This is a genomic window from Ammonifex thiophilus (genome assembly GCF_003368535.1).
Taxonomy (GTDB): domain Bacteria; phylum Bacillota; class Desulfotomaculia; order Desulfotomaculales; family Ammonificaceae; genus Ammonifex; species Ammonifex thiophilus.
In genome coordinates, this window is sequence record NZ_QSLN01000003.1 from 172,600 (window position 1) to 190,636 (window position 18,037).

The window sequence follows — 18,037 nt, forward strand, 5'->3', positions numbered from 1 at the left end:
GCCTCTCCTTTTACAAGAACTTCACTATTTCGTCCAGGGGGCGACGTGAGGTGCGCTTCTCCGGCCAGGACTGGGGATACCCTAAGGTCACTATGGCCACCGGCCGCCGCTCAGGAGGTATACCCAAGCAGTGGCGTACCTGGTTTTCGTCAAAAGCCCCCACCCAGCAAGTCCCCAGGCCGTAGGCCGTGGCAGCCAGCAAAAGATTCTGTATGGCCGCCGCCGTGTCCTGAATACAGTAAAGGGATCTCCCTCTTTCCCCGTAGTGCTGAGCGGAACGCTGAGGCTCGGCACAGACCACGATGAGCACCGGCGCCTCGCCCACAAACCTTTGTCCCCAGGCGGCTGCCGCCAGGCAGCGGCGCCTCCCGGGATCGGTTATGACGTAAAAGAACCAGGGCTGCAAGTTGCCTGCCGAGGGAGCCCAGCGCGCCGCCTCCAAGATTTGCTCTATAAGCTCGCGCGGTACGGGATCTTCTTTATACTGGCGCACGGAGCAGCGCTTTTTAATGACCTCCAGCACTTTGGCAGGCACCCGTCTCACCACCCGTAAGCTTGAAAATCTCCATAAAATATTATCTTAGGCACTTTTCTCTTCAATCCTGCTCAAAACCGAGCTCGTCCCCGATCTGAGTACCGGAAACTTCTAAGATCCCGGAGGGCAACTCCAGAACCCCTTGAGCTCGGCCGATGAAAGGGGTGAAGCGCCAGGGTAAAAGGGAGGGGAAAAGGGCCACCACCCTTTTCTCGCCATCATAGAAAAGGACATCTATCGGGTGAGAAAGGAAGCAAGTGTGGACCGCCCGGCAGGGTTCGATGAGCAATCCCTCGCCGGGCTTAAGCGGAGCTCTACCGATGAGTCCCCGCAAGCGCTGGCCGAAAGTACGCGCCTCGTAAAGCCTGGTTACCAAGAGGTGGTTGCGGGTAAGGTTTAAGACCTTCTGCTCCATAGCCTCAAAAGCCCTTGCCGAAGAAACGCATTATCCGCAGCACCGCCGGGCCGAGCAACACCACGAAAGTGGCCGGAAAGATGCAAAGTACCAGAGGAAGAAGCATTTTCACGGGTGCCTTGAAGGCCGCTTCCTGCGCTTGCTGTCGGCGCCGGCGGCGTAGCTCCTGGGACTGCAAGCGTAGCACCTTGGCCAGAGAAACTCCCATTTGCTCGGCCATGATCACCGCCCCTACAAAGGAGAGAAGCTCTTCCACCCCCACCCTCTGAGCCATCTCCCGCAGCGCCTCCCGCCGCGGCCTTCCCACCCTAATCTCCTGCAGAGTTCGTCGGATCTCTTGGGGCAGGGGGCCGTCCATCTTCTCTACCACCCGCGTAAGCGCCCCTTCAAATCCCAATCCCGCTTCTACGCTCACGGTGAGCAGGTCGATAACCTCGCCAAGCTGCCGCCTCACCTCCCGCTGGCGCCGGCGGATGCGGCTCCGAAGCAGAAAATCGGGGAAAAGAAAGCCTAAAAGCCACCCCAACGCTCCCCACAGGGAAGCGGCGAAGGGCGTCAGGTGCCAGAAGAGGAGGGCAGAAGTCATCCCGCCGGTTACGGCTGCCAGCACCTTGAGCGCTAGAAACTCGTTCACCCCCAACCCCCAGGGGTGTCCGGCCATAGCCAACAGATTCCCCCATATCTCCTTTCGGCCACCTCCGGGGAAGAAGCGCCCTCCCAACCTGCCCAGCTTCGCCAGCCAAGGCTTGCAAAGGCGCCGGAACAGAGGTTCCCTCAGCTCCTGCCCCCGCCAGGTCGCCTCGATGCCGGTAAGCCGCTGACAAAGGCTGGACTCTTTTTCCCGCTGGCGGCTCCAAAAGGAAAGTCCCAGAAGGGCTAGGCTTAAGCCCCAAAGAAGGCCGAGCCAGGTACCCATCTAGAACTCCACCTCCGTTATCTTGCGCAAGAGCAAAACGCCCACGATCTCTCCGGCGGCCCCAAGGCCGAGCATGAGGCGCCCCAGAGGTTCGTAGACCAAGGTAAGTAAGTAGCCGGGGTTGATCAGAGAAAGGATAAGGGCGAGAACTAAAGGAAGAAGGCCGATTATCAGGGCGGATATACGCCCCTGCGCGGTGAGAGCCCGAATCTCCCCTTTAAGCCTCACCCGCTCCCTTATGGTGGCGGCGATGCTGTCCAAAATTTCGGCCAAGTTCCCCCCCACCTGGCGCTGAATGATCACCGCCGTCACCGCCAGGTCCAGGTCTTCGCTGGGCACTCGGTGCGAAAGGCGCTCCAGTGCCTCCTCCACCCCCATACCCAGGCCGAGCTCCGTCAGGGCGCGCCCGAACTCTTGGCTTATAGGAGGGGGCATTTCCCGCCGCACCACGTCCATAGCCTGAAGCAGGCCGAAACCGGCTCGCATGGTGTTAGCCATGAGGCTTAGAGCATCGGGCAGCTGGGACTGGAAGCGGGCCAGGCGCTGCCGGCGGAGGTAGCGCAGGTAGAAGAGAGGGACAAGCCCGCCTAAAGCCGCTCCTACCGCCGCCCCCAGGAAGCTCCGGATCCCGGCGTAGCCGAGCCAACCCCCGCTGCAGAAAAACCCCAGCTCCATGAGGAGGAACTCCTCCCCCCTGAGGGATAGGTCGGCCTGAGATAGCTCTCTCTCCAGCCGCGCCCGCAGCCGGGAAGTAAAGCCAGAGGCCTCCAAAAGGGCCTTGAGCCCTCTTTGCAGCCGCTCCCGCCAGAGGAAAACTTGCGCTTCACCGCCTTTAGACTCGCTCAGACGCTGCTGGACGATCCTTCCTAATTCTTCCCGCCGCTCCTTCCAGGCCAAGACCAAGAAAAGGAGGGAAGCGAACAAAGTGAAGGATATGGCTACGCTCAACGAAGATCACTCCTCACCAAGAAGAGGGAGCAAAAAGACGACCATCCAACTCCACGCCGGCCGCAGCCAGCCGCTCGGCACAGCGGGGGCGGATGCCCGTGCAGACGAACTCCCCCAAAACCTTGCCATCCGGCCCCACTCCCGTTTGGCGGAAAAGGAAAAGGTCCTGCAGCACGATCACGTCCCCTTCCATCCCCTGCACCTCGGTTATGTGGGTCACCTTGCGCGAGCCATCTTTAAAGCGGCTGGCATGCACTATAAGATCCAGAGCCGAAGCGATCTGTTCCCTGATAGCCCGCACGGGGAGCTCCATTCCCGCCATCAAGACCATCGTCTCGAGGCGGGAAAGGAGGTCGCGAGGAGAGTTAGCGTGGGCGGTGGTAAGGCTGCCGTCGTGCCCGGTATTCATGGCCTGTAGCATGTCGAGCGCCTCCCCCCCTCTCACCTCTCCCACCACAATGCGGTCGGGGCGCATGCGCAAAGCGTTGCGCACCAAATCCCGGATGGTCACCGCCCCTTTGCCCTCAATGTTGGGGGGACGGGACTCCAGACGCACCACGTGCTCCTGCCGAAGCTGCAACTCGGCCGCATCCTCGATGGTGATGATCCGCTCATCGGGCGGGATAAAGGAAGAGAGCACGTTAAGAAGAGTGGTTTTACCGCTGCCCGTCCCGCCCGAGACTACGATATTGAGCCTCGCCTTGACGCAGGCTTCCAGGAAACGAGCCATGGAAGGGGTAAGGGTGCCCAGGCGAATGAGGTCTTCCATGGTGAGTGGAGTGGCGGAGAACTTGCGAATGGTGAGGACCGGCCCGTTCAAGCTCAGAGGAGGAATTATAGCGTTGACCCGCGAGCCATCTGGCAGGCGGGCATCCACCATGGGTACACTCTCGTCTATCCGCCTCCCCAGAGGGGCCACAATACGCTCGATGATTTGAAGAACATGGGCATCGTCGCGAAAGGTAACCGGGGTCAGTTCCAGCTTCCCCTTGCGCTCCACGTAAACCTGGTGTGGGCCGTTGACCATGATCTCCGAAATCTCCGGGTCTTCCAGGAAAGGGGTGATGGGCCCCAGCCCCAAAGCCTCTTGCACCAGCTCCTCCGCCAAGCGTTGCTGCTCGAAACGAGGAAGGCTGCCCCCATGCCTCTCCACCAGCGCCCTTGCCACCCGTTCCACCTCTTCATCGGAAACACCGGTGTCGCCGGTGAAGCGATCGCCTAATTCTGCTACCAAGAGTTTGTGAAGCTGCACTTTCAGATCCTGGTAAATTTCGGCTTTCGAGCGGAACGAGGGCTTTCCTCCTGCTGGGCTTCGCTCACCGGTGGAAAAAGGCCCGTAAAAAGGCATCCGCTTCCCCCCTCAAGAAACTTAACGTCTCAGCACTTTACGCCAGAATCCCCGGTCGGCTTCTTCGCCGGAAAGCTGGGTAGCGAAGTTTTCCAGCGCCTGTGCCAGGCGCGTGCCCTTAGCCTCCAGGACCAGGGGATTACCCTTGTTTACTGCCTGTCGGCAAGCCCGCCATTCCACCGGCAAAACCGCCTTAAGCTTCATCCCCAGCGCTTTCTCCAGTCCTGCCCGGTCCACGCCTTCCTCTCCCACCTGGTTCAGCACTGTCCAGATCCTACCAGTATACCCTTTTTCTTTCAAAAATTGGAGATCGGTCTTGAGTCGCCTGAGCCCGGGGAGGTCATTTCTTCCCACCACCACGATTTCGTCGGCGGCAAGCAACGCCTCTTCGGTCAAAGAACAGAAGAAAGGAGGAGTGTCTACCAGCACGTACTGCGTTTTTACCTTTAGGGAAGTCAAGATTTCTGTGCCCAGTCCGAGGCGGGGCAAGGTTTCTTCCGAGAACTCTCCGGTTCGTAGGATCTTAACCCCGGTGACGTGGTTTAGCAGATAGCCCTCTATCGTCTCCGGGGTCAAGGAAGGCTCAAGCGCCAGCTCCGCCACTCCCCGCCCCCTATCCAGGTTAAAGAACAGCGCCACATCGCCACTCGCTAAATCGAAATCGACCAAACTCACCCGCTTTCCCCGGCGGGCCAAGAGTACAGCCAAGTTGCAGGCTAAGGTAGTTCTCCCCACACCCCCCTTACTGCCGAAAAAGACCACTACCCGGCCAACTTCCTCCTTGCCCTCCCCGGTGCGCACGGCCGTCATAGCCCGCCGGCGCTGGTTCTTCTCCCAGACGCGACGCACCGCGTCCACCATCTCTTGGGCGGTGAAAGGCTTGATGAGGTAATCGCTGGCGCCCGCTGCCATGGCCCGCCGGAGATATTCCTGTTCTCCCTGAATGGAGATGATCACCACCCCTGTTTGGGGAAAACGCTCACTTATAGCCTCGGTAGCGGCAATGCCGTCAAGCCCAGGCATGTTTATGTCCATGAGCACCACATCGGGAACCTGCTCCTCTACCAGCCGCAGAGCCTCTTCCCCGTCTCCCGCCTCGCCTACCACCACTATGTCCTCCTCGAAGGCCAGTAGCCGTTTTATTTCCTCACGCGTGCGCGGCACGTCATCGGCTATGAGAACCCGAATCTTAGCCACCTTTACCCCCTCCTTAGGGCTTCCCCGCTTCCAGCAAATCCGGCAGCTTAACTGGCAGGAGCTGAGTCGCCTCTTGCTCTTTAGGTCCACGCAAGAAAAGCCTCACCGACCCCCGCTCCGTCGCCAGGGTGATAAGGGCTCCCTGGCGGGGAGTGACGGCCAGGGTCACGGTGTCGTACGGCTTTTTTTCGCCACCGGAGCCCAAAGCCAAAACGCGGACATTGCCCGCCACCAAAACGGTGTAAGTGGTCTTAGTGCCCTGCGACTCCAGGTCGAAGGTAGCCACCACATCCACCCGATCCCCGGGTTTAAGCGCTCCCCCCACGCCGCTTACCGCGTTTACCGCCAGCGTTATCGCCCTCTCCCCCGGCTGCAGGCTTAAAGCCAGCTCCTGTTTCTCGTCCTTACTCGATGCCAGCTTGCTCTGCAAGAGAACCTCTCCCCGCACCAGGGGCACCGTGGTCACCCGCCCCACCGCGTCCTCCACCCGGCGCAGCGCCAGGGGATGGACGCAGGAAGAAGGAAGGTCCTGCAGCTTGAGGAGCGAAGAGGTAAGCAGGGTGCGGGCGGGTATGTCTTGAGCGGCCACCACCACCGGCACGTAATGCGCCTTCTGCCGGTAGGTAGCCTTGAGGTGCTCCAGATAAAAGTAAGTGCCTACGGCCGCTCCCACCGCACAGAGAAAAGAAAGTACGAGAAAGAGCTTCGCCCGCACTTCAAAGCCCCCTCACTCGATCAGCTTGGCAGTACGCAAACCGTAATCTCTGCCGTTCATTCCCCGGCCCGCCTGAGTGAGGTGCTCCAAGAAATAGCCGGTGACGCAGCACTCGTTTCCTCTCCCCGCTACTTTCTCTATAAAGAAGGCAGCGAAACCAACAATCTCTACTTCGTCCCTGCCCGCCAGCGCCGTGGGACGGTAGACAGGAACTATTACCAGCCGGGGGCACCCGGGATCGTGTCGGTTCCAAGTGCAGCTCTCGTGTCCCCTAATGCGGGCCTCGATCCCGCAGACCGTGGGCCCCGACATGTTACCGGGCTCCGTCTCTACCACGTCTCCAATCTTGAGCCAGCCCTGGTAGCCCTGGGCCAAGTTGCTCTCGTACACTTTAGCCCCGCGGCCACCCAAGGCCAGGGCCCCGAAATTGCCCTGCTGCCCCGCTCCTCCGCCTACTTTGAGAACGTACAGCCTGCCGAAAACCAGAGGCTGATCGGGAATACCCAGAGGGACCACTCCGAAGACAGCCTCAGGTGCTCCTACCCGCGCCTTAGCCCGCGCCTTGACTTCCCCTTTCTCCAGGCCCAGAACGCGGGCTAGAAAAAAGGGGACCGGCTGAGAGGCCCGGACCGTTAGCGTCCTCCCGTCCGGTTCCACCTCCGCCGCGACTCGGGTAGGATCGGCACCGTTTAGCCGCGCGTAGTCCAAGGCCGTTTGCACTGCTCCGGAGGGATCACCGGGCAAGAACTGAACTCCGGCCAGCGCTGCCGCATCCACCGCGTTGGCCAAGCGCTCGCGGGCCAGTAAAAGCCCCCCTCCATCGACGACCAGCGCGGCCAAACCCAGCAGGAAGGTGAGGGCAGCGGCTACCAGCACCACCACGGTTCCTCGCTCGTTTTCCCACCACATACCGGCCTCACTCCACCCGCATGGAGACCTGTGCCTTGAGGACCACGGGGTTGGAGAGAATACCCTGGGGCAGAGGCAGGAAAAGATTTATTGGGTAACTCACCTTGACCACGGCCGTCGCACCGGAAACCCGGTCGGAAGCAGGAGGAGAGACTTCCACCTGCAATTTGCTCTGCTCTAACCCCGCTGCCGCATCCTTTACCCGATTCACTATTGCTACATCGCTTCCGCCCACCGCTGCCAGGCGCGCTCCCTCACGGGCTGCGTTGGTGATCACCAGGTAGGCGAAGAAGACCCTACCGAACTCCACCAAAGTGAAAAGGATGAGTAGAAGGAGCGGGAGGGTTAAGGCCAGTTCCACTGCTGCCTGCCCTTTTTCTTCCCTCACCACCATAGAGCCAGCACCCCTCCCAAGGCAAAGCAGACCCCGTAGGGAAAGAAAAGCCCGGAGCTTAGGGGTAAGCTTCCCGGTAAAAGGAACTCCCACCAAGCCACCCGTAAGGCGGGACGCAGGAGACTCCTCCGCACCAGCAAGTAGAGCAAAACCAAGCCCCCCAGGACGGCGCCCAGGAGGAAAGTGTGCAGGGCGAAAAGCGGCCCACCGCAGGCCCCCAGAACGCCCAGAAGCTTCACGTCCCCTCCCCCCACTCCCCGGCGCAGATAGGGTAAAAGAAGAAGGCCCATCCCTACCAGCCAGCCCTGAAGTCCCACCCAGACGGCAGGCCAACCCCCTTCCCAGCCCCGCAGAACCAGGGCCAGTAGGAGAGCCGGTAAAAGGAGCCAGTTAGGTATGCGCCGCCACCGGAGATCCGAGTAGATGGCGCCGGCCGCCACCGCCAACACCAGCAGGTGCCAATAAGCCATGCTTCCCACGCCCCGCCGAGAGTCCTCTAAAGAAGCCCTACCCGGCCACCAGGACCGGGCAGGGATCTGTAGGGGTAGGAGGTCATTTATTGGGTTCCCTGGACTGTCTTGCCTACCTCGTTGAACTTGTCATAAAGTGCCTTGCCGAGAACCGTTAGAGCCCCGATGACCACGATAGCTATAAGCGCCAGAATCAATCCGTACTCCGCCATCCCCTGCCCCTCTTCATCCCGCCAGAGCTCCCGCCAGAAAGCCAGCATCCTAATTCACCTCCGCTTGAATTCAAGAACTTTTCACTTCCAGCTTAGCGCGAGCCCCGGCTCCCCGTCTTCTGGCAGGAGTCCTCTTTTTCCTGGGACCGGAGTCCCGAATTTTAAAGTTCGGAAAGGCCGTGCTTCACTGCCCAGAGGGCGGCCTGCGTGCGGTCGCTCACGCCGATCTTCTGGAAGATGGAGGTGAGGTGGTTCTTTACCGTCTTTTCGCTGAGGTAAAGTTTGCGGGCTATCTCCCGGTTGCTAAGACCGGAGGCCAAGAGGCGCAGGATCTCCTTTTCCCTAGGGGTAAGACCGCAAAGTCCTCGCCTGCTCTCGGCGCGGCTAAACCACTTCACCATCTTCCCGGCCAGGCGGGGAGAAAGGTACTCCTCCCCCTTGGCTGCCCGCACTATGGCTTCAACTAGCTGGTCCGCAGAGGACTCTTTCAGCACATAGCCTGCCGCCCCCGCCTCCAGCATGGCCAGACAATATTCTTCCTGATCGTGGACGGTCAAGGCCACCACTGCGACTGAGGGACGCAGGCGTTTTATCTCCCGGCAGGCTTCTACTCCTCCCATATCCGGCATGCTTATATCCAAAAGCACCACATCCACCGGCCGCTTCTTCACCAACTCCACCGCCTCCCGGCCGTTCCCGGCCTCCCCCACCACTTCCAGCCGCTCGTCCTCCAGGAGAAGCTTTTTTATGCCCTCCCGCACCAGCGCGTGGTCGTCAACCACCAGCACCTTTATTCGCTCCACTTTCCCCTTCCTCCCCTGCCAGAGGAACGCTGAGGGTGATTACCGTCCCCTGCCCCGGATTGGAAAAAACCCCTAACTCGCCCCCCAGAAGCTCGGCCCGCTCTTTCATGCTCCAGAGGCCGAAGCCGCGCCGCTCTCCCAAAACCTTCTCCGGAACAAATCCTCTACCGTCGTCCTTCACCACCAGGTTCAGCCGCCGGGGGCCGAACTCCAGTTTTACCAGCACCCGGCTGGCCGCCGCATGTTTGGCTACATTGCTTAAGGCCTCCTGCACGATTCGGAAGATAGCCGCCTCCTGGGTGGCAGGTAGGCGCCTTTCTCTGCCCAGCAGGACGAAATCCGTTTCGAGCCCGCGCGCCGCCCTGAAGTCCTCTAAGTAACGTCTGAGAGCAGCTACCAAGCCCAGGTCGTCAAGGGCCATCGGGCGGAGGTCGTAAATAATTTTGCGCACCTCCTGTAGGCCTTCCCGGACCAGTTCCTGCAGGGCGCGCAGCTCTTCGCCCAGAGCCTCCGGCCTCTTCTCCATAAGCTTGAGGCAGTACTCCACCCGCAGAACCACGTTAGCCATGACCTGGGCCGGCCCGTCGTGAATCTCCCTGGCCACCCGCCGTCGCTCTTCTTCCTGAACCTCCAGTACCTTCAAGGCAAGTTCCTGGCGGGAAAGCATCTCTCGCCAGTTATCGGCCAGCTCCTGGAAATCTTTACGCAGGTACTCCAGGACAACACTCACGCGGGAGGCCAGCTTTTCGGCCCGCTCTTTGGTAGCCAGCAGGCGCTTCAAAGTTCGCTCCAACTCGTCACGACGGGCCCGCAAGAGCTCTTCCTTGGCCCGCAAGTTTAAGAGCTCCACCTGCAACCGCTGCGCGTGTTCGTAGGCTTCCTTGATGTCCGCCTCGGAGTAGCGGCTGAAGTCAGCGCTTACCTCGGCCAGCCGCCAACGTGCTCGACGCTCCTCCACCGTTAGGACATCCACTTTATCTATTACTCTTCTTACTTCTTCGTACAATTGTTCCAGCTCTCGCCTAATAATAGCTATCTCTTCTTCAGTTGCCTCCGCAATTCTGATGATCTCCTTCTGGTTTTCTTCAATCAGACACACCAGTTTTTGCCGGATCTCTTCCAGAAGCTTAGGCTTTACTTCTCCCCTTCTCATGTATCTTGTCCCTTCTGGCTAACAGCTGCCGGTAAAGGCCGAGTAGCCGCTCGGCCTGGCGCTCGGAGGAAAGCTCCTCTGCACCTCTGAGCGCCTCTTGTTTGAATTTTCGGTACAATTCTTCGTCGCTTAATAGACGGATAACGGCAGCGGCGAAAGCCTTTTCGTCAGGAGGGGTGAGAAAGCCGTCCATACCGTGCCGCACCATTTCTTTCACCCCGTTAGCCTCCACTCCCACCACGGGAAGGCCGGCGGCTTTGGCCTCCCCCACCACCAAACCCTGGGTTTCGGTAAGGGAAGCTATGACGAAGAGATCGGCCGCTGCGTAGGCGTCTTTTACCTTGTCGGGCGGGAGGGGACCGGTGAAGACTACCTCCTGGCCTATTCCCAAAGATCTGGCCAGCTTTTCTAGCTCTTCTCTTTGCGGCCCCCCTCCTACCAGGACGAGCCGGACCGCTCTGAACTCTTGCTTCACCAGGGCAAAGCTACGCAGAAGAAAGCGCAGGTTCTTTTCTTCTCCCAGGCGCCCTACATAGACGAGCACCTTATCCTCAGAGGGAAGGTTGAAGTTTAGCCGGAAACCTACCCTATCCCCTCCTCGGAAGGAAGAAAGCTTTATCCCGGTAGGCAAAACCTCTACCGGAACTCTCACTCCGTTTTGCTCGAGATAGCTTTTTATGGCCTGAGAGGGAGCCAGCACCAAGTGGCAGCGGTTGCAGAAGTTCACGGTGTAGCGGCGGGTGAGGACACGCGCCCAAGAGCGGAGAAAGGGGAAGTAGTGGACGTAAGCCTCGTAAAGGGTGTGGTAGGTGAAGACCAGAGGGAGGTTAAGCCGGCGAGCCCAGCGGGCTCCCAAGCTTCCCATGAGGAAGGGGCCATGAACGTGAATGAGGTCGAGCTTTAAACTCCGGAGGGTGGAGCCAAGGCGGGGAGAAAAGGGTAAAGGGAGGGTGAAATCGGGGTTGGTGGGGGCAGGTAAGGCCCAGAAGCGGAAAATGTTGGGCTCTTTTTGGCAGCCAGGGTACCAAGGGACAAAAAGAAAAAAGGTGACCCCCCGCTTTTCCAGTTCCTCGCGGAAGGTCTCGATAGACCGGACCACCCCGCTTACATACGGGAGATAGCTGTCGGCAAAAATCCCTACCCGCAAGCTTTGCCTTTCACCCCTTTTAGCTTTACCAGGGGTGGGTGCCGATTACTACTTCTTTGCCCAAAATCTCTTTTATCCGGCGGGCGGTAGCCTCCAGATCGATGGGGCACTGAGCCGTCTTGGTGGCCTTGACGATACAGGTTCCTAGGTGAACCACGTCGAAGTCGAAATCGAGCACCTTGGCTAGATCTTTAATTAACCCAAGCTTGGGCATAACGAGGCCGGGACAATCGCCACAATCGCCTAAGGCCACTAGCTCCAAGGGCTCGTTCTGGTAGCGGGAAAATTCCCCCGCCCTTTCCTTTATACCTTTAAAACACTTCATGCAGCTTACACAGGTGACATCCCTAATCTTCTTGCAAGCGATAATAACTATCCGCGCCAATTTTTACCCCTCCTTTTATGACCCCAGTACCAACCCAAAGCCAAAACCGCCAGTACCAGTACCGCCACATCGTACTTGTGCAGCCAGACTTTCACCTCCTCCCAGTGCTCTCCCAAGCGGAAGCCCAGATAGGTTAGGATCATACTCCAAGGAAGAGAACCCAGAAAAGTATAGATGATAAAACGCATCAAGTTCATCCGGGCAATCCCTGCGGGGAAGGAGATAAAAGTACGGATGACCGGTAAAAGGCGGGTAAAGAAGACTGTGGCTTCGCCGTAGCGGGCAAACCAAGCCTCCGCCACGGCGAGCTCCCGGGGGGAAATCCAGAGGTAGTGCCCGTAGCGCTCTAGAAAAGGACGCCCGCCCTTAAGCCCCAGATAATAGGAAATGACCGAGCCCACCGTCCCCCCTAGAGTTCCCGCCAGAACCGCTTCCCAGAAGGTAATTTTCCCCTGGTAGGCTAGAAACCCACCGAAGGGCAGGATGATCTCGCTGGGAAGGGGGATGTTACAGCTCTCTATAGCCATCCCCACCGCTATCCCCCAGTAGCCGGTGAGGGATAGATAGTAAACCAGTAGGTTTACCAGCTTCTCCAGCATGTTCTTCCTATTCCAGACCCAAAGAGCGGCAGAGCAGGCGATACTTTACCGAAACGGAGGAGACGGACACACCGTATTCATCCGCCAGCCGCTGCTGGTTCACCGCCCGGTTGCCCTCCAGGCGGTTTACAGCGTACACGAGCGCCGCCACCCAAGCCGCCGCCTTGCGGATCGTCGGGCGGGCCACGGCGCAGAAGCGGTGCCACAGAGCCAACGCTCTGCCCACCTGGGGGCCGGAGCCCCGCGCCCGCAGATCCCGCGCCACCAGACGGGCCACCTCGGCGTACTCCGGTCGCGCCCAAGCCTGCTCTTCTTCCAGCCTCTCTTCCTCCTCCCAGGCGACTGAACCCAGGGTGGCCTTCTGCAAGAGTTGCTCCTCGAGCTGAACCAGCAAGCGGTCGAGCTTCTCTCCCCACACCCCTTCCTGCTCAGCTCGCTTCTCGTCCCGTCCGGAGCTTAGGAAAGAAGCCCAGGCCATTATGCGGTGCGACCTTTCCCGCAGGTAGGTGGACCAGGGGAGGCGCTTCTTACCGCGCGCTTCCTTGTAAGCTTCGTAATCTTGGCTGAGCCAGGCCTTTATTACCGGTTTGGTCTCCGGAGCCAGTGAGAGGGCGGCGGTAGAAAATTCGTATTCCTCGCCCACCCGCAAGAGGCGCAGGTAAAGAATTAACCCCCGGCTCAGCTCCGCTTCCCGGGCGAACCCGCGGGCGATGTACTTTCCCCGGCTGAAAAGATCCTGTAAAAGAATCCTTTCCCTGCCCACCGCCTTGACTTCGTAGAAAGAGTTAGGGGCCCGGCACCAGAACCTGAGTAATTCGCGCTCTTCCTCGCTCAGCTCTTCCCAGTAAAGGCGCAGGAAAAGATCGAGTACCGTGTGCTCTCCCGCTACCGGGAAATCAAAAATGAACCATTCGAAGCAGCGCTCGCCGACAAACTCTTCGTCCAGAGAAAGGAGCGAGCCAGCTATCTCGCTGAGGTAAAGGTGCTGTGCCCAGACCGCCGCTTCGGTAAAGGCAGGGTGCTGGGCGAAGTGGCTTAGCTTGCGCTTGAGCCCCCGCGCCAACCGGGAAAGCCTCAAAGACTCCAGTTTCACCACCCTGTTGCCGCAGCAATCGATGTAGGGAAGACGACTGCCGCAGGGACAGGGCAGAAAAAGCCTTTCCTCTCTGCTAGTAATGGCTACTTGACCTCCTTGCCCTCGCCTCACCCTAATATATTCCCCCTTCATTTGGCTTTTCCTGCTCCGGTTACAATACCGCGAAGGTCAACCGGCAGGAAATACGTTAAAATTAACGAGGAAAGTCCGGCGAAGAAGGCGCGCAAGAGGAGGAGACCTCGGTGCAAGCCAAGACCGAACCCGCCCGCATATTGATAGTCGACGACGAGCACCGGATCAGGGAAATACTGCGGAAGTACCTCGTGGCAGAAGGCTTCGGAGTCGGCGAGGCGGCCGATGGTGAAGCAGCACTGGCAGAGATCCGCTCGGGCCACTGGGACCTCGTCATCCTGGACATAATGTTGCCCAAGATCGACGGCTGGGAAGTCTGCCGGGAGATCCGGCAAATTTCCGATGTGCCGATACTCATGCTCACCGCCCGGGGTGATGAAATCGACCGCGTGCTCGGTTTGGAGCTCGGGGCCGACGACTACATCGTGAAGCCGTTCAGCCCCCGGGAGGTTGTGGCGCGGGTGAAGGCGGTGCTGCGCCGGGCCAGAAAAAGCCTCACGCCGGGGAAGCAAATCGTTTTGGGCAACGTGGTAATCGAACCGGAAGCGCGCACGGTAACGGTAGGCGGAAAAACCCTAGCTCTCACTCCAAAGGAGTTCGACCTTCTTCTCACCCTCGCCAGGTCACCCGGGAAGGTCTTCCGCCGCGAAGAACTCCTAGATCTGGTCTGGGGGTACGATTTTTACGGGGATTCCCGCACGGTAGATACCCACATCGCCCGCCTCCGGGAGAAACTCAATCAGGCAGGGGCACCCCCGCTCATCGCCACCGTCTGGGGTGTGGGCTACAAGCTAGAGGTGCGGAATGCGGAGCATAGCGGCTAAGCTCTGGCTGACCATGGTGCTTCTGGTCGCCCTAGTCCTGGGTCTTTTAGGGTTGACACAAGCCAAGGCGATCAAGTGGACCTATTACCGCCTTGAAGCCCACCGGATGGTGGCGGAGGCGGAAAAGCTCGCAGGGCTTTTGGCGTCCGGAGCATCGCCTCAAGCAGTAGGCGAGCGAGTTGCCTTCTTAAGCCAGGTCTTTCGGGCTACAGTTCTGGTTGTTGACGCTGCCGGACGGGTGCAACACTGCCGGGGAATGGGCCCATGGCGCCATTTTGGGGAAGGAGCAGTTATAAGCGGAGAAGACGTGGCGGCCGTGCTGGCCGGCAAAACGATTTGCCGGGAAGGCGAGCATCCGCTTTTTCAAGGGGTACGCCTCCTCTGGGTCGGAGTTCCTATTCGTTCCGGCAGTGTAGTCGCAGGTGGCGTTTTCATTTACGCGCCTCTTGCCTCCCTGGAAGCCAGGGTAAGGGGCCTTGAGGTAACTCTGGTGGTAGCCCTTCTGGGCGGGGTAGTGCTTGCTGGCCTCTTGAGTTTATTTGTTGCTCGCCATTTTAGCCAGCGCCTGGTGGCGATGGAGAAGGTAGCCGAGGCAATGGCCGCCGGTGACTATGCGGCCCGGGCGGTAGTGACAGGCCAGGACGAGGTAGCCCGTCTGGCCGTATCGCTCAATAAGTTGGCGGTGGAATTGGAAAAGCGGATCGCCGAGCTTAAACGCATGGACGCCGCGCGACGGGATTTTGTGGCAGCCGTTTCCCACGAGCTGCGCACCCCGCTCAGCATCATCCAGGGTTACACGGAGGCCATCCTCGACGGTATGGTAACACCCGAGGAAATGAAGCTCTACCTCGATACCATCCGGGAAGAAGTGGAGCGGCTGAAGCGGTTGACTGACGAGCTTCTTGACCTCCGCCGCCTGGAAACGGGAGCGCTCAAAATCCAGCAGGAGAAGCTGGACCTAGGAGAAATTGCCAGACAGGTGGCCGCTCGGTTCCAAGCAGCGCCGGAGGCTTCCAAGCTTCACTTCCAGGTCGAGGTATCCCCCGTTCCCCTTGTCTTAGGTGATAAAGACCGGCTGGAGCAGGTCATCATTAACTTGCTCGATAACGCCTTCCGGTTTACTCCCGCTGGCGGAAGCGTCACCCTCAGGATAGAATCCGCGCCGGAAGGGGTAGCCCTCACCGTTCAGGATACCGGTCCCGGCATTCCGCCAGAGGAACTGCCTTATATTTGGGAGAAATTCTACCGGAGCGACAAGGCCCGTGCCCGTACCACCGGCGGCAGTGGTCTTGGCCTGGCCATAGTAAAGCAGATCGTGGAACTGCACGGGGGGCGGGTCGAGGTCCAAAGCCGACCCGGTGAAGGGAGCACCTTCAAAGTGATACTTCCGGCAGCAAAGTGACTTCCTCCCTACACCTTAAGGTGTAGGGTTTGCCTTCACGGCAGGTGCATGCACCTGCCGGGTTACACCGGTGCACACGACCCTTTTTGACCCGTCGCCGGAGGGTCTCCCGGAGGGGACCGTCACTGCCGTCCCGACTACTCCAGGTACCGCTTATGCAGCCCTTGGAGATACTTGCACAAACCGGTTCAGCCTCCCGTCCCAGCGCCAGACCCGTACTTCCTTGAAGGTAAAAGGCAGCGCTGTGCCGCTGCAGCTGCCGAAGAGGTACTGCTTTAAGAGGTTGGCTGCGCCGTTGAGGTCGGCCTGCAGGACCAGCCCGCACCTCCCGCACACCCACAGACCGCGGTGTCTCCGCCAGGCAGGGTTGCGGGCACCACAGAGACAACATGTGGAAGATGTGTTTCTTTCCGTCCAGGTGTCGGTCTCAATGCCCCGCATGAGTTCTTGTAGCGCTGTTCCAACTGCAGCCGCTCGTAGGCCATCTGGTTGATCTTCTGACTGGCCTTTTTGCCCTTCATTCCGGTACGGGCGGAACGGCGCAGGTTGGTCAAGTTCCCCGTTACCGCAAAGGCCCCACCCTCTGCTTCATCCAGTTCCGCGAAGAGCTTCGTCAAAGCGTGCTCCATCTGCCTTATGCGGCGGTCAAGTCTCTTCAACACACGCGCCTTTGCGGAAAGACACCTCTTCCACCTGCGGGAGCCTTCCTTTAGGCGGCTCATCCTCGCCTGGAACCCAGCCAGAACCTTGTTCCTGTACTGCACCTGGGCCAGGAGCTCCCGGCAGACGAAGAGGTCGAGCTGGCCGTCTGACGTGGCCCGCGCCACCAGGCCGGAGTTGTAGTCGTAGGCCGAGACGGCACCCGCACGGCGAACGGGAATCACTCCCAGGTCGAGGGTCACGTGGAGCACCAGGTTTTCCACTCTGCAGCGGCGGACAACCGCCTTCACCTTGACCTCGACCGGGATGCCCTTTACTTCCGTGCCGTCCGGCAGGACGACCACGTCCCACCCTTCGGGCAGCGCGACCTTGATAGGCTCCTTCCCGCGTGAGAGCTTCAACACGAGGTTGCTGCCGTCGACATCGAAGCCCTGCCTCTTCCAGGTGACGGTGCGGAGGTGGTTTTTCGGCTTGAAGCCCGGCGGGTTCATTTCCAGGTGGCCGTTCTCCCTGTGTTTGCGGTAGCTCGACACAGCCTCGAAGTACTCTTCCACCGCCGCCTGGGCCGACTGGGAGTGGAGTTCCTTCCATGCAGCGAAGAGCTTAAACTTCGCCTTTAGCTCTGTCTTTGTCGGCCAACGGTTCTCCTGCTTAAAGGTTTCTCGGCTGTGCCAGACGCAGGAGTTCCAGATGCGGTTTGCCGCCTGCATGATGGGTTGGAAGACCGACAGCTTATCTTTACCCAGCGGGAACTGTTTGGTCAGCAGGAGGCGGTGAGGGTGTGACTTATCGCTCCAGGCTACGCTTTTCACCTCCTTTTTCTGGAATGTGGTACTCAGGTTAATTGTAGCACAAAGACCGGCCGCCGTGGTCGATCCGCCCCCTGGAGGAGGCGGGTCTTCCCGCGGCGGTTTTTATAAACTGGGGGAGCGAAAACTCCCCCAGTTTCGGTGTCTTTGGTTACAGGGAGCTGGCGGGACCGAGCGGTGCCCCACCGAAGCATGGGCCACCGAAGCCCCATACCTCCGCGGCCGCGCCACTCCCCGGAACCGCGCAAGGACTGGAGCTTTTCCTTCTGCTCGGGTGTCAGGACCGAATCCATCTTCTGGCGGTATTCCTGAGCGGCCTGGCGGAGCTGGTCGCGCAGGTTTTCGATCTCCTTGATCTTGGCGTCAATGGCCGCCTGGTCCGGGTTCTCCTGCCAGCGCAGCTGCCGCAACTCGAACATGGCGTCCATGAGCTTGATGCGCAGGTCCCGCGTCTGGTTGTACATCTGCTGCTGGATATCGCGGATCTGGGCCAACTGCTCGGAAGTCAAACCCAGCTCTTGCCCCAGGTTTGGCCTGTTCGCCGGGATGCCCTGCTGCTTGCCGGCCGCCGTCTGGGCGAAGACCGGAACCGCAAAAGCCAAAGTCAGCACCAACACCAACGCGACCAGGAACTTCTTGCTACGCCACATCTCCCCACCCCCTTTCCAAGGTCTAGTCTAACCCGGACTTGTGACGAAATTGTGACAAGAGGGTTAAAATTCCTCAACTCACACCATCGTACATACTGTTCGGTATCCGGAGGTTCATAAGGCACCGCGAAGTTCATGGTGCCAGCCCCTAGTTACGAGTGGCCGCCGGTAAAGGTTAGTGTAAAGTTACCTACCGTAGGAGTTCTTGCAGGAGCCGAGGGAGGAGAAAAAGAAGAAGAGACCTCACCGTCCTTTTGCCAGGGACGAGTAGTTGACAATCCAACCACTCAGGAGGGTGAGGTCTCTATGCAGATTATA

General features: G+C 59.5%; 20 protein-coding genes and 1 pseudogene. 2 read left to right on the plus strand and 19 right to left on the minus strand.

The annotated features are described in order from the left end of the window. Nucleotides 1-10: 10 nt before the first annotated feature. The 17 genes from DXX99_RS04295 to DXX99_RS04375 all read right to left on the minus strand — a co-directional run bounded on the left by DXX99_RS04295 (nt 11) and on the right by DXX99_RS04375 (nt 13,353). On the minus strand, nt 11-535 hold the full coding sequence (locus tag DXX99_RS04295; protein WP_115792277.1) for a nitroreductase family protein: 525 nt from the start codon (nt 533-535) through the stop codon (nt 11-13). Nucleotides 536-596: 61 nt separating this feature from the next. Beyond that, nucleotides 597-950 (minus strand): DUF192 domain-containing protein, encoded by a 354-nt coding sequence (locus DXX99_RS04300; RefSeq protein ID WP_115792278.1) that lies wholly within the window; start codon nt 948-950, stop codon nt 597-599. 4 nt (nt 951-954) lie between these two features. Beyond that, on the minus strand, nt 955-1,866 hold the full coding sequence (locus DXX99_RS04305; protein ID WP_115792279.1) for a type II secretion system F family protein: 912 nt from the start codon (nt 1,864-1,866) through the stop codon (nt 955-957). Next, complete coding sequence (locus DXX99_RS04310) at nt 1,867-2,814, minus strand: type II secretion system F family protein (RefSeq protein ID WP_115792280.1); 948 nt, start codon at nt 2,812-2,814, stop codon at nt 1,867-1,869. A 13-nt stretch (nt 2,815-2,827) separates the two neighbouring features. After that, complete coding sequence (locus DXX99_RS04315; RefSeq protein ID WP_115792281.1) at nt 2,828-4,162, minus strand: TadA family conjugal transfer-associated ATPase; 1,335 nt, start codon at nt 4,160-4,162, stop codon at nt 2,828-2,830. Nucleotides 4,163-4,183: 21 nt separating this feature from the next. Then, on the minus strand, nt 4,184-5,359 hold the full coding sequence (locus DXX99_RS04320; protein ID WP_165847710.1) for a CpaE/TadZ family protein: 1,176 nt from the start codon (nt 5,357-5,359) through the stop codon (nt 4,184-4,186). Between the two features lie 13 nt (nt 5,360-5,372). Then, entirely contained in the window at nt 5,373-6,074 is a 702-nt protein-coding gene (gene cpaB, locus DXX99_RS04325) for a Flp pilus assembly protein CpaB (protein WP_115792283.1), read from the minus strand. A 12-nt stretch (nt 6,075-6,086) separates the two neighbouring features. Next, entirely contained in the window at nt 6,087-6,983 is an 897-nt protein-coding gene (locus tag DXX99_RS04330) for a pilus assembly protein TadG-related protein (RefSeq protein ID WP_115792284.1), read from the minus strand. Nucleotides 6,984-6,990: 7 nt separating this feature from the next. After that, complete coding sequence (locus tag DXX99_RS04335; RefSeq protein WP_115792285.1) at nt 6,991-7,377, minus strand: TadE/TadG family type IV pilus assembly protein; 387 nt, start codon at nt 7,375-7,377, stop codon at nt 6,991-6,993. Beyond that, nucleotides 7,368-7,847 carry an A24 family peptidase gene (locus tag DXX99_RS04340; protein ID WP_115792286.1) on the minus strand — a complete coding sequence of 160 codons (480 nt, stop codon included), beginning with the start codon at nt 7,845-7,847 and terminating at the stop codon, nt 7,368-7,370. Before DXX99_RS04340 ends, DXX99_RS04335 begins: the two co-directional genes overlap by 10 nt. An 86-nt stretch (nt 7,848-7,933) precedes the next feature. Further along, nucleotides 7,934-8,107, minus strand: coding sequence for a Flp family type IVb pilin (locus DXX99_RS04345; RefSeq protein WP_115792287.1), 174 nt, complete (start codon nt 8,105-8,107; stop codon nt 7,934-7,936). Nucleotides 8,108-8,220: 113 nt separating this feature from the next. Further along, the gene (locus DXX99_RS04350) at nt 8,221-8,862 is read right to left on the minus strand and encodes a response regulator (RefSeq protein ID WP_115792288.1); all 642 of its coding nucleotides are present in this window, start codon (nt 8,860-8,862) and stop codon (nt 8,221-8,223) included. Next, a complete protein-coding gene (locus tag DXX99_RS04355) occupies nt 8,834-10,015 on the minus strand; it encodes a sensor histidine kinase (protein WP_115792289.1) in 1,182 nt (393 codons plus the stop codon). Before DXX99_RS04355 ends, DXX99_RS04350 begins: the two co-directional genes overlap by 29 nt. Continuing rightward, entirely contained in the window at nt 9,990-11,162 is a 1,173-nt protein-coding gene (locus DXX99_RS04360) for a glycosyltransferase family 4 protein (protein WP_115792290.1), read from the minus strand. Before DXX99_RS04360 ends, DXX99_RS04355 begins: the two co-directional genes overlap by 26 nt. A gap of 25 nt (nt 11,163-11,187) precedes the next feature. Continuing rightward, on the minus strand, nt 11,188-11,547 hold the full coding sequence (locus DXX99_RS04365) for a CGGC domain-containing protein (RefSeq protein ID WP_115792291.1): 360 nt from the start codon (nt 11,545-11,547) through the stop codon (nt 11,188-11,190). Further along, nucleotides 11,535-12,146, minus strand: coding sequence for a DedA family protein (locus DXX99_RS04370; protein WP_115792292.1), 612 nt, complete (start codon nt 12,144-12,146; stop codon nt 11,535-11,537). Before DXX99_RS04370 ends, DXX99_RS04365 begins: the two co-directional genes overlap by 13 nt. 7 nt (nt 12,147-12,153) lie before the next feature. After that, nucleotides 12,154-13,353: an SEC-C domain-containing protein gene (locus DXX99_RS04375; protein ID WP_134642950.1), complete on the minus strand. Its 1,200-nt coding sequence runs from the start codon at nt 13,351-13,353 to the stop codon at nt 12,154-12,156. Between the two features lie 131 nt (nt 13,354-13,484). On the opposite strand from DXX99_RS04375, the gene DXX99_RS04380 reads away from it, so the two are divergent. Together DXX99_RS04380 and DXX99_RS04385 are read left to right on the plus strand one after the other, a co-directional pair. Continuing rightward, on the plus strand, nt 13,485-14,198 hold the full coding sequence (locus DXX99_RS04380) for a response regulator transcription factor (protein WP_115792294.1): 714 nt from the start codon (nt 13,485-13,487) through the stop codon (nt 14,196-14,198). Then, complete coding sequence (locus tag DXX99_RS04385; RefSeq protein WP_115792295.1) at nt 14,179-15,600, plus strand: sensor histidine kinase; 1,422 nt, start codon at nt 14,179-14,181, stop codon at nt 15,598-15,600. The genes DXX99_RS04380 and DXX99_RS04385 overlap by 20 nt, the downstream gene beginning before the upstream one ends. Before the next feature lie 153 nt (nt 15,601-15,753). Here the strand turns inward: DXX99_RS04385 and DXX99_RS12095 are convergent. Continuing rightward, nucleotides 15,754-17,024, minus strand: a pseudogene (locus DXX99_RS12095) (RNA-guided endonuclease InsQ/TnpB family protein). A 71-nt stretch (nt 17,025-17,095) separates the two neighbouring features. Then, the gene (locus tag DXX99_RS04395) at nt 17,096-17,719 is read right to left on the minus strand and encodes a Spy/CpxP family protein refolding chaperone (protein WP_115792296.1); all 624 of its coding nucleotides are present in this window, start codon (nt 17,717-17,719) and stop codon (nt 17,096-17,098) included. Nucleotides 17,720-18,037: the final 318 nt, after the last annotated feature.

Coding starts and splice junctions, on each gene's coding strand:
- DXX99_RS04300 (WP_115792278.1), bottom strand. CDS start 950: ATGGAGCAGAAGGTCTTAAACCTTACCCGCAACCACCTCTTGGTAACC.
- DXX99_RS04305 (WP_115792279.1), bottom strand. CDS start 1,866: ATGGGTACCTGGCTCGGCCTTCTTTGGGGCTTAAGCCTAGCCCTTCTG.
- DXX99_RS04315 (WP_115792281.1), bottom strand. CDS start 4,162: ATGCCTTTTTACGGGCCTTTTTCCACCGGTGAGCGAAGCCCAGCAGGA.
- DXX99_RS04330 (WP_115792284.1), bottom strand. CDS start 6,983: ATGTGGTGGGAAAACGAGCGAGGAACCGTGGTGGTGCTGGTAGCCGCT.
- DXX99_RS04335 (WP_115792285.1), bottom strand. CDS start 7,377: ATGGTGGTGAGGGAAGAAAAAGGGCAGGCAGCAGTGGAACTGGCCTTA.
- DXX99_RS04340 (WP_115792286.1), bottom strand. CDS start 7,847: ATGGCTTATTGGCACCTGCTGGTGTTGGCGGTGGCGGCCGGCGCCATC.
- DXX99_RS04345 (WP_115792287.1), bottom strand. CDS start 8,107: ATGCTGGCTTTCTGGCGGGAGCTCTGGCGGGATGAAGAGGGGCAGGGG.
- DXX99_RS04355 (WP_115792289.1), bottom strand. CDS start 10,015: ATGAGAAGGGGAGAAGTAAAGCCTAAGCTTCTGGAAGAGATCCGGCAA.
- DXX99_RS04370 (WP_115792292.1), bottom strand. CDS start 12,146: ATGCTGGAGAAGCTGGTAAACCTACTGGTTTACTATCTATCCCTCACC.
- DXX99_RS04385 (WP_115792295.1), top strand. CDS start 14,179: ATGCGGAGCATAGCGGCTAAGCTCTGGCTGACCATGGTGCTTCTGGTC.
- DXX99_RS04395 (WP_115792296.1), bottom strand. CDS start 17,719: ATGTGGCGTAGCAAGAAGTTCCTGGTCGCGTTGGTGTTGGTGCTGACT.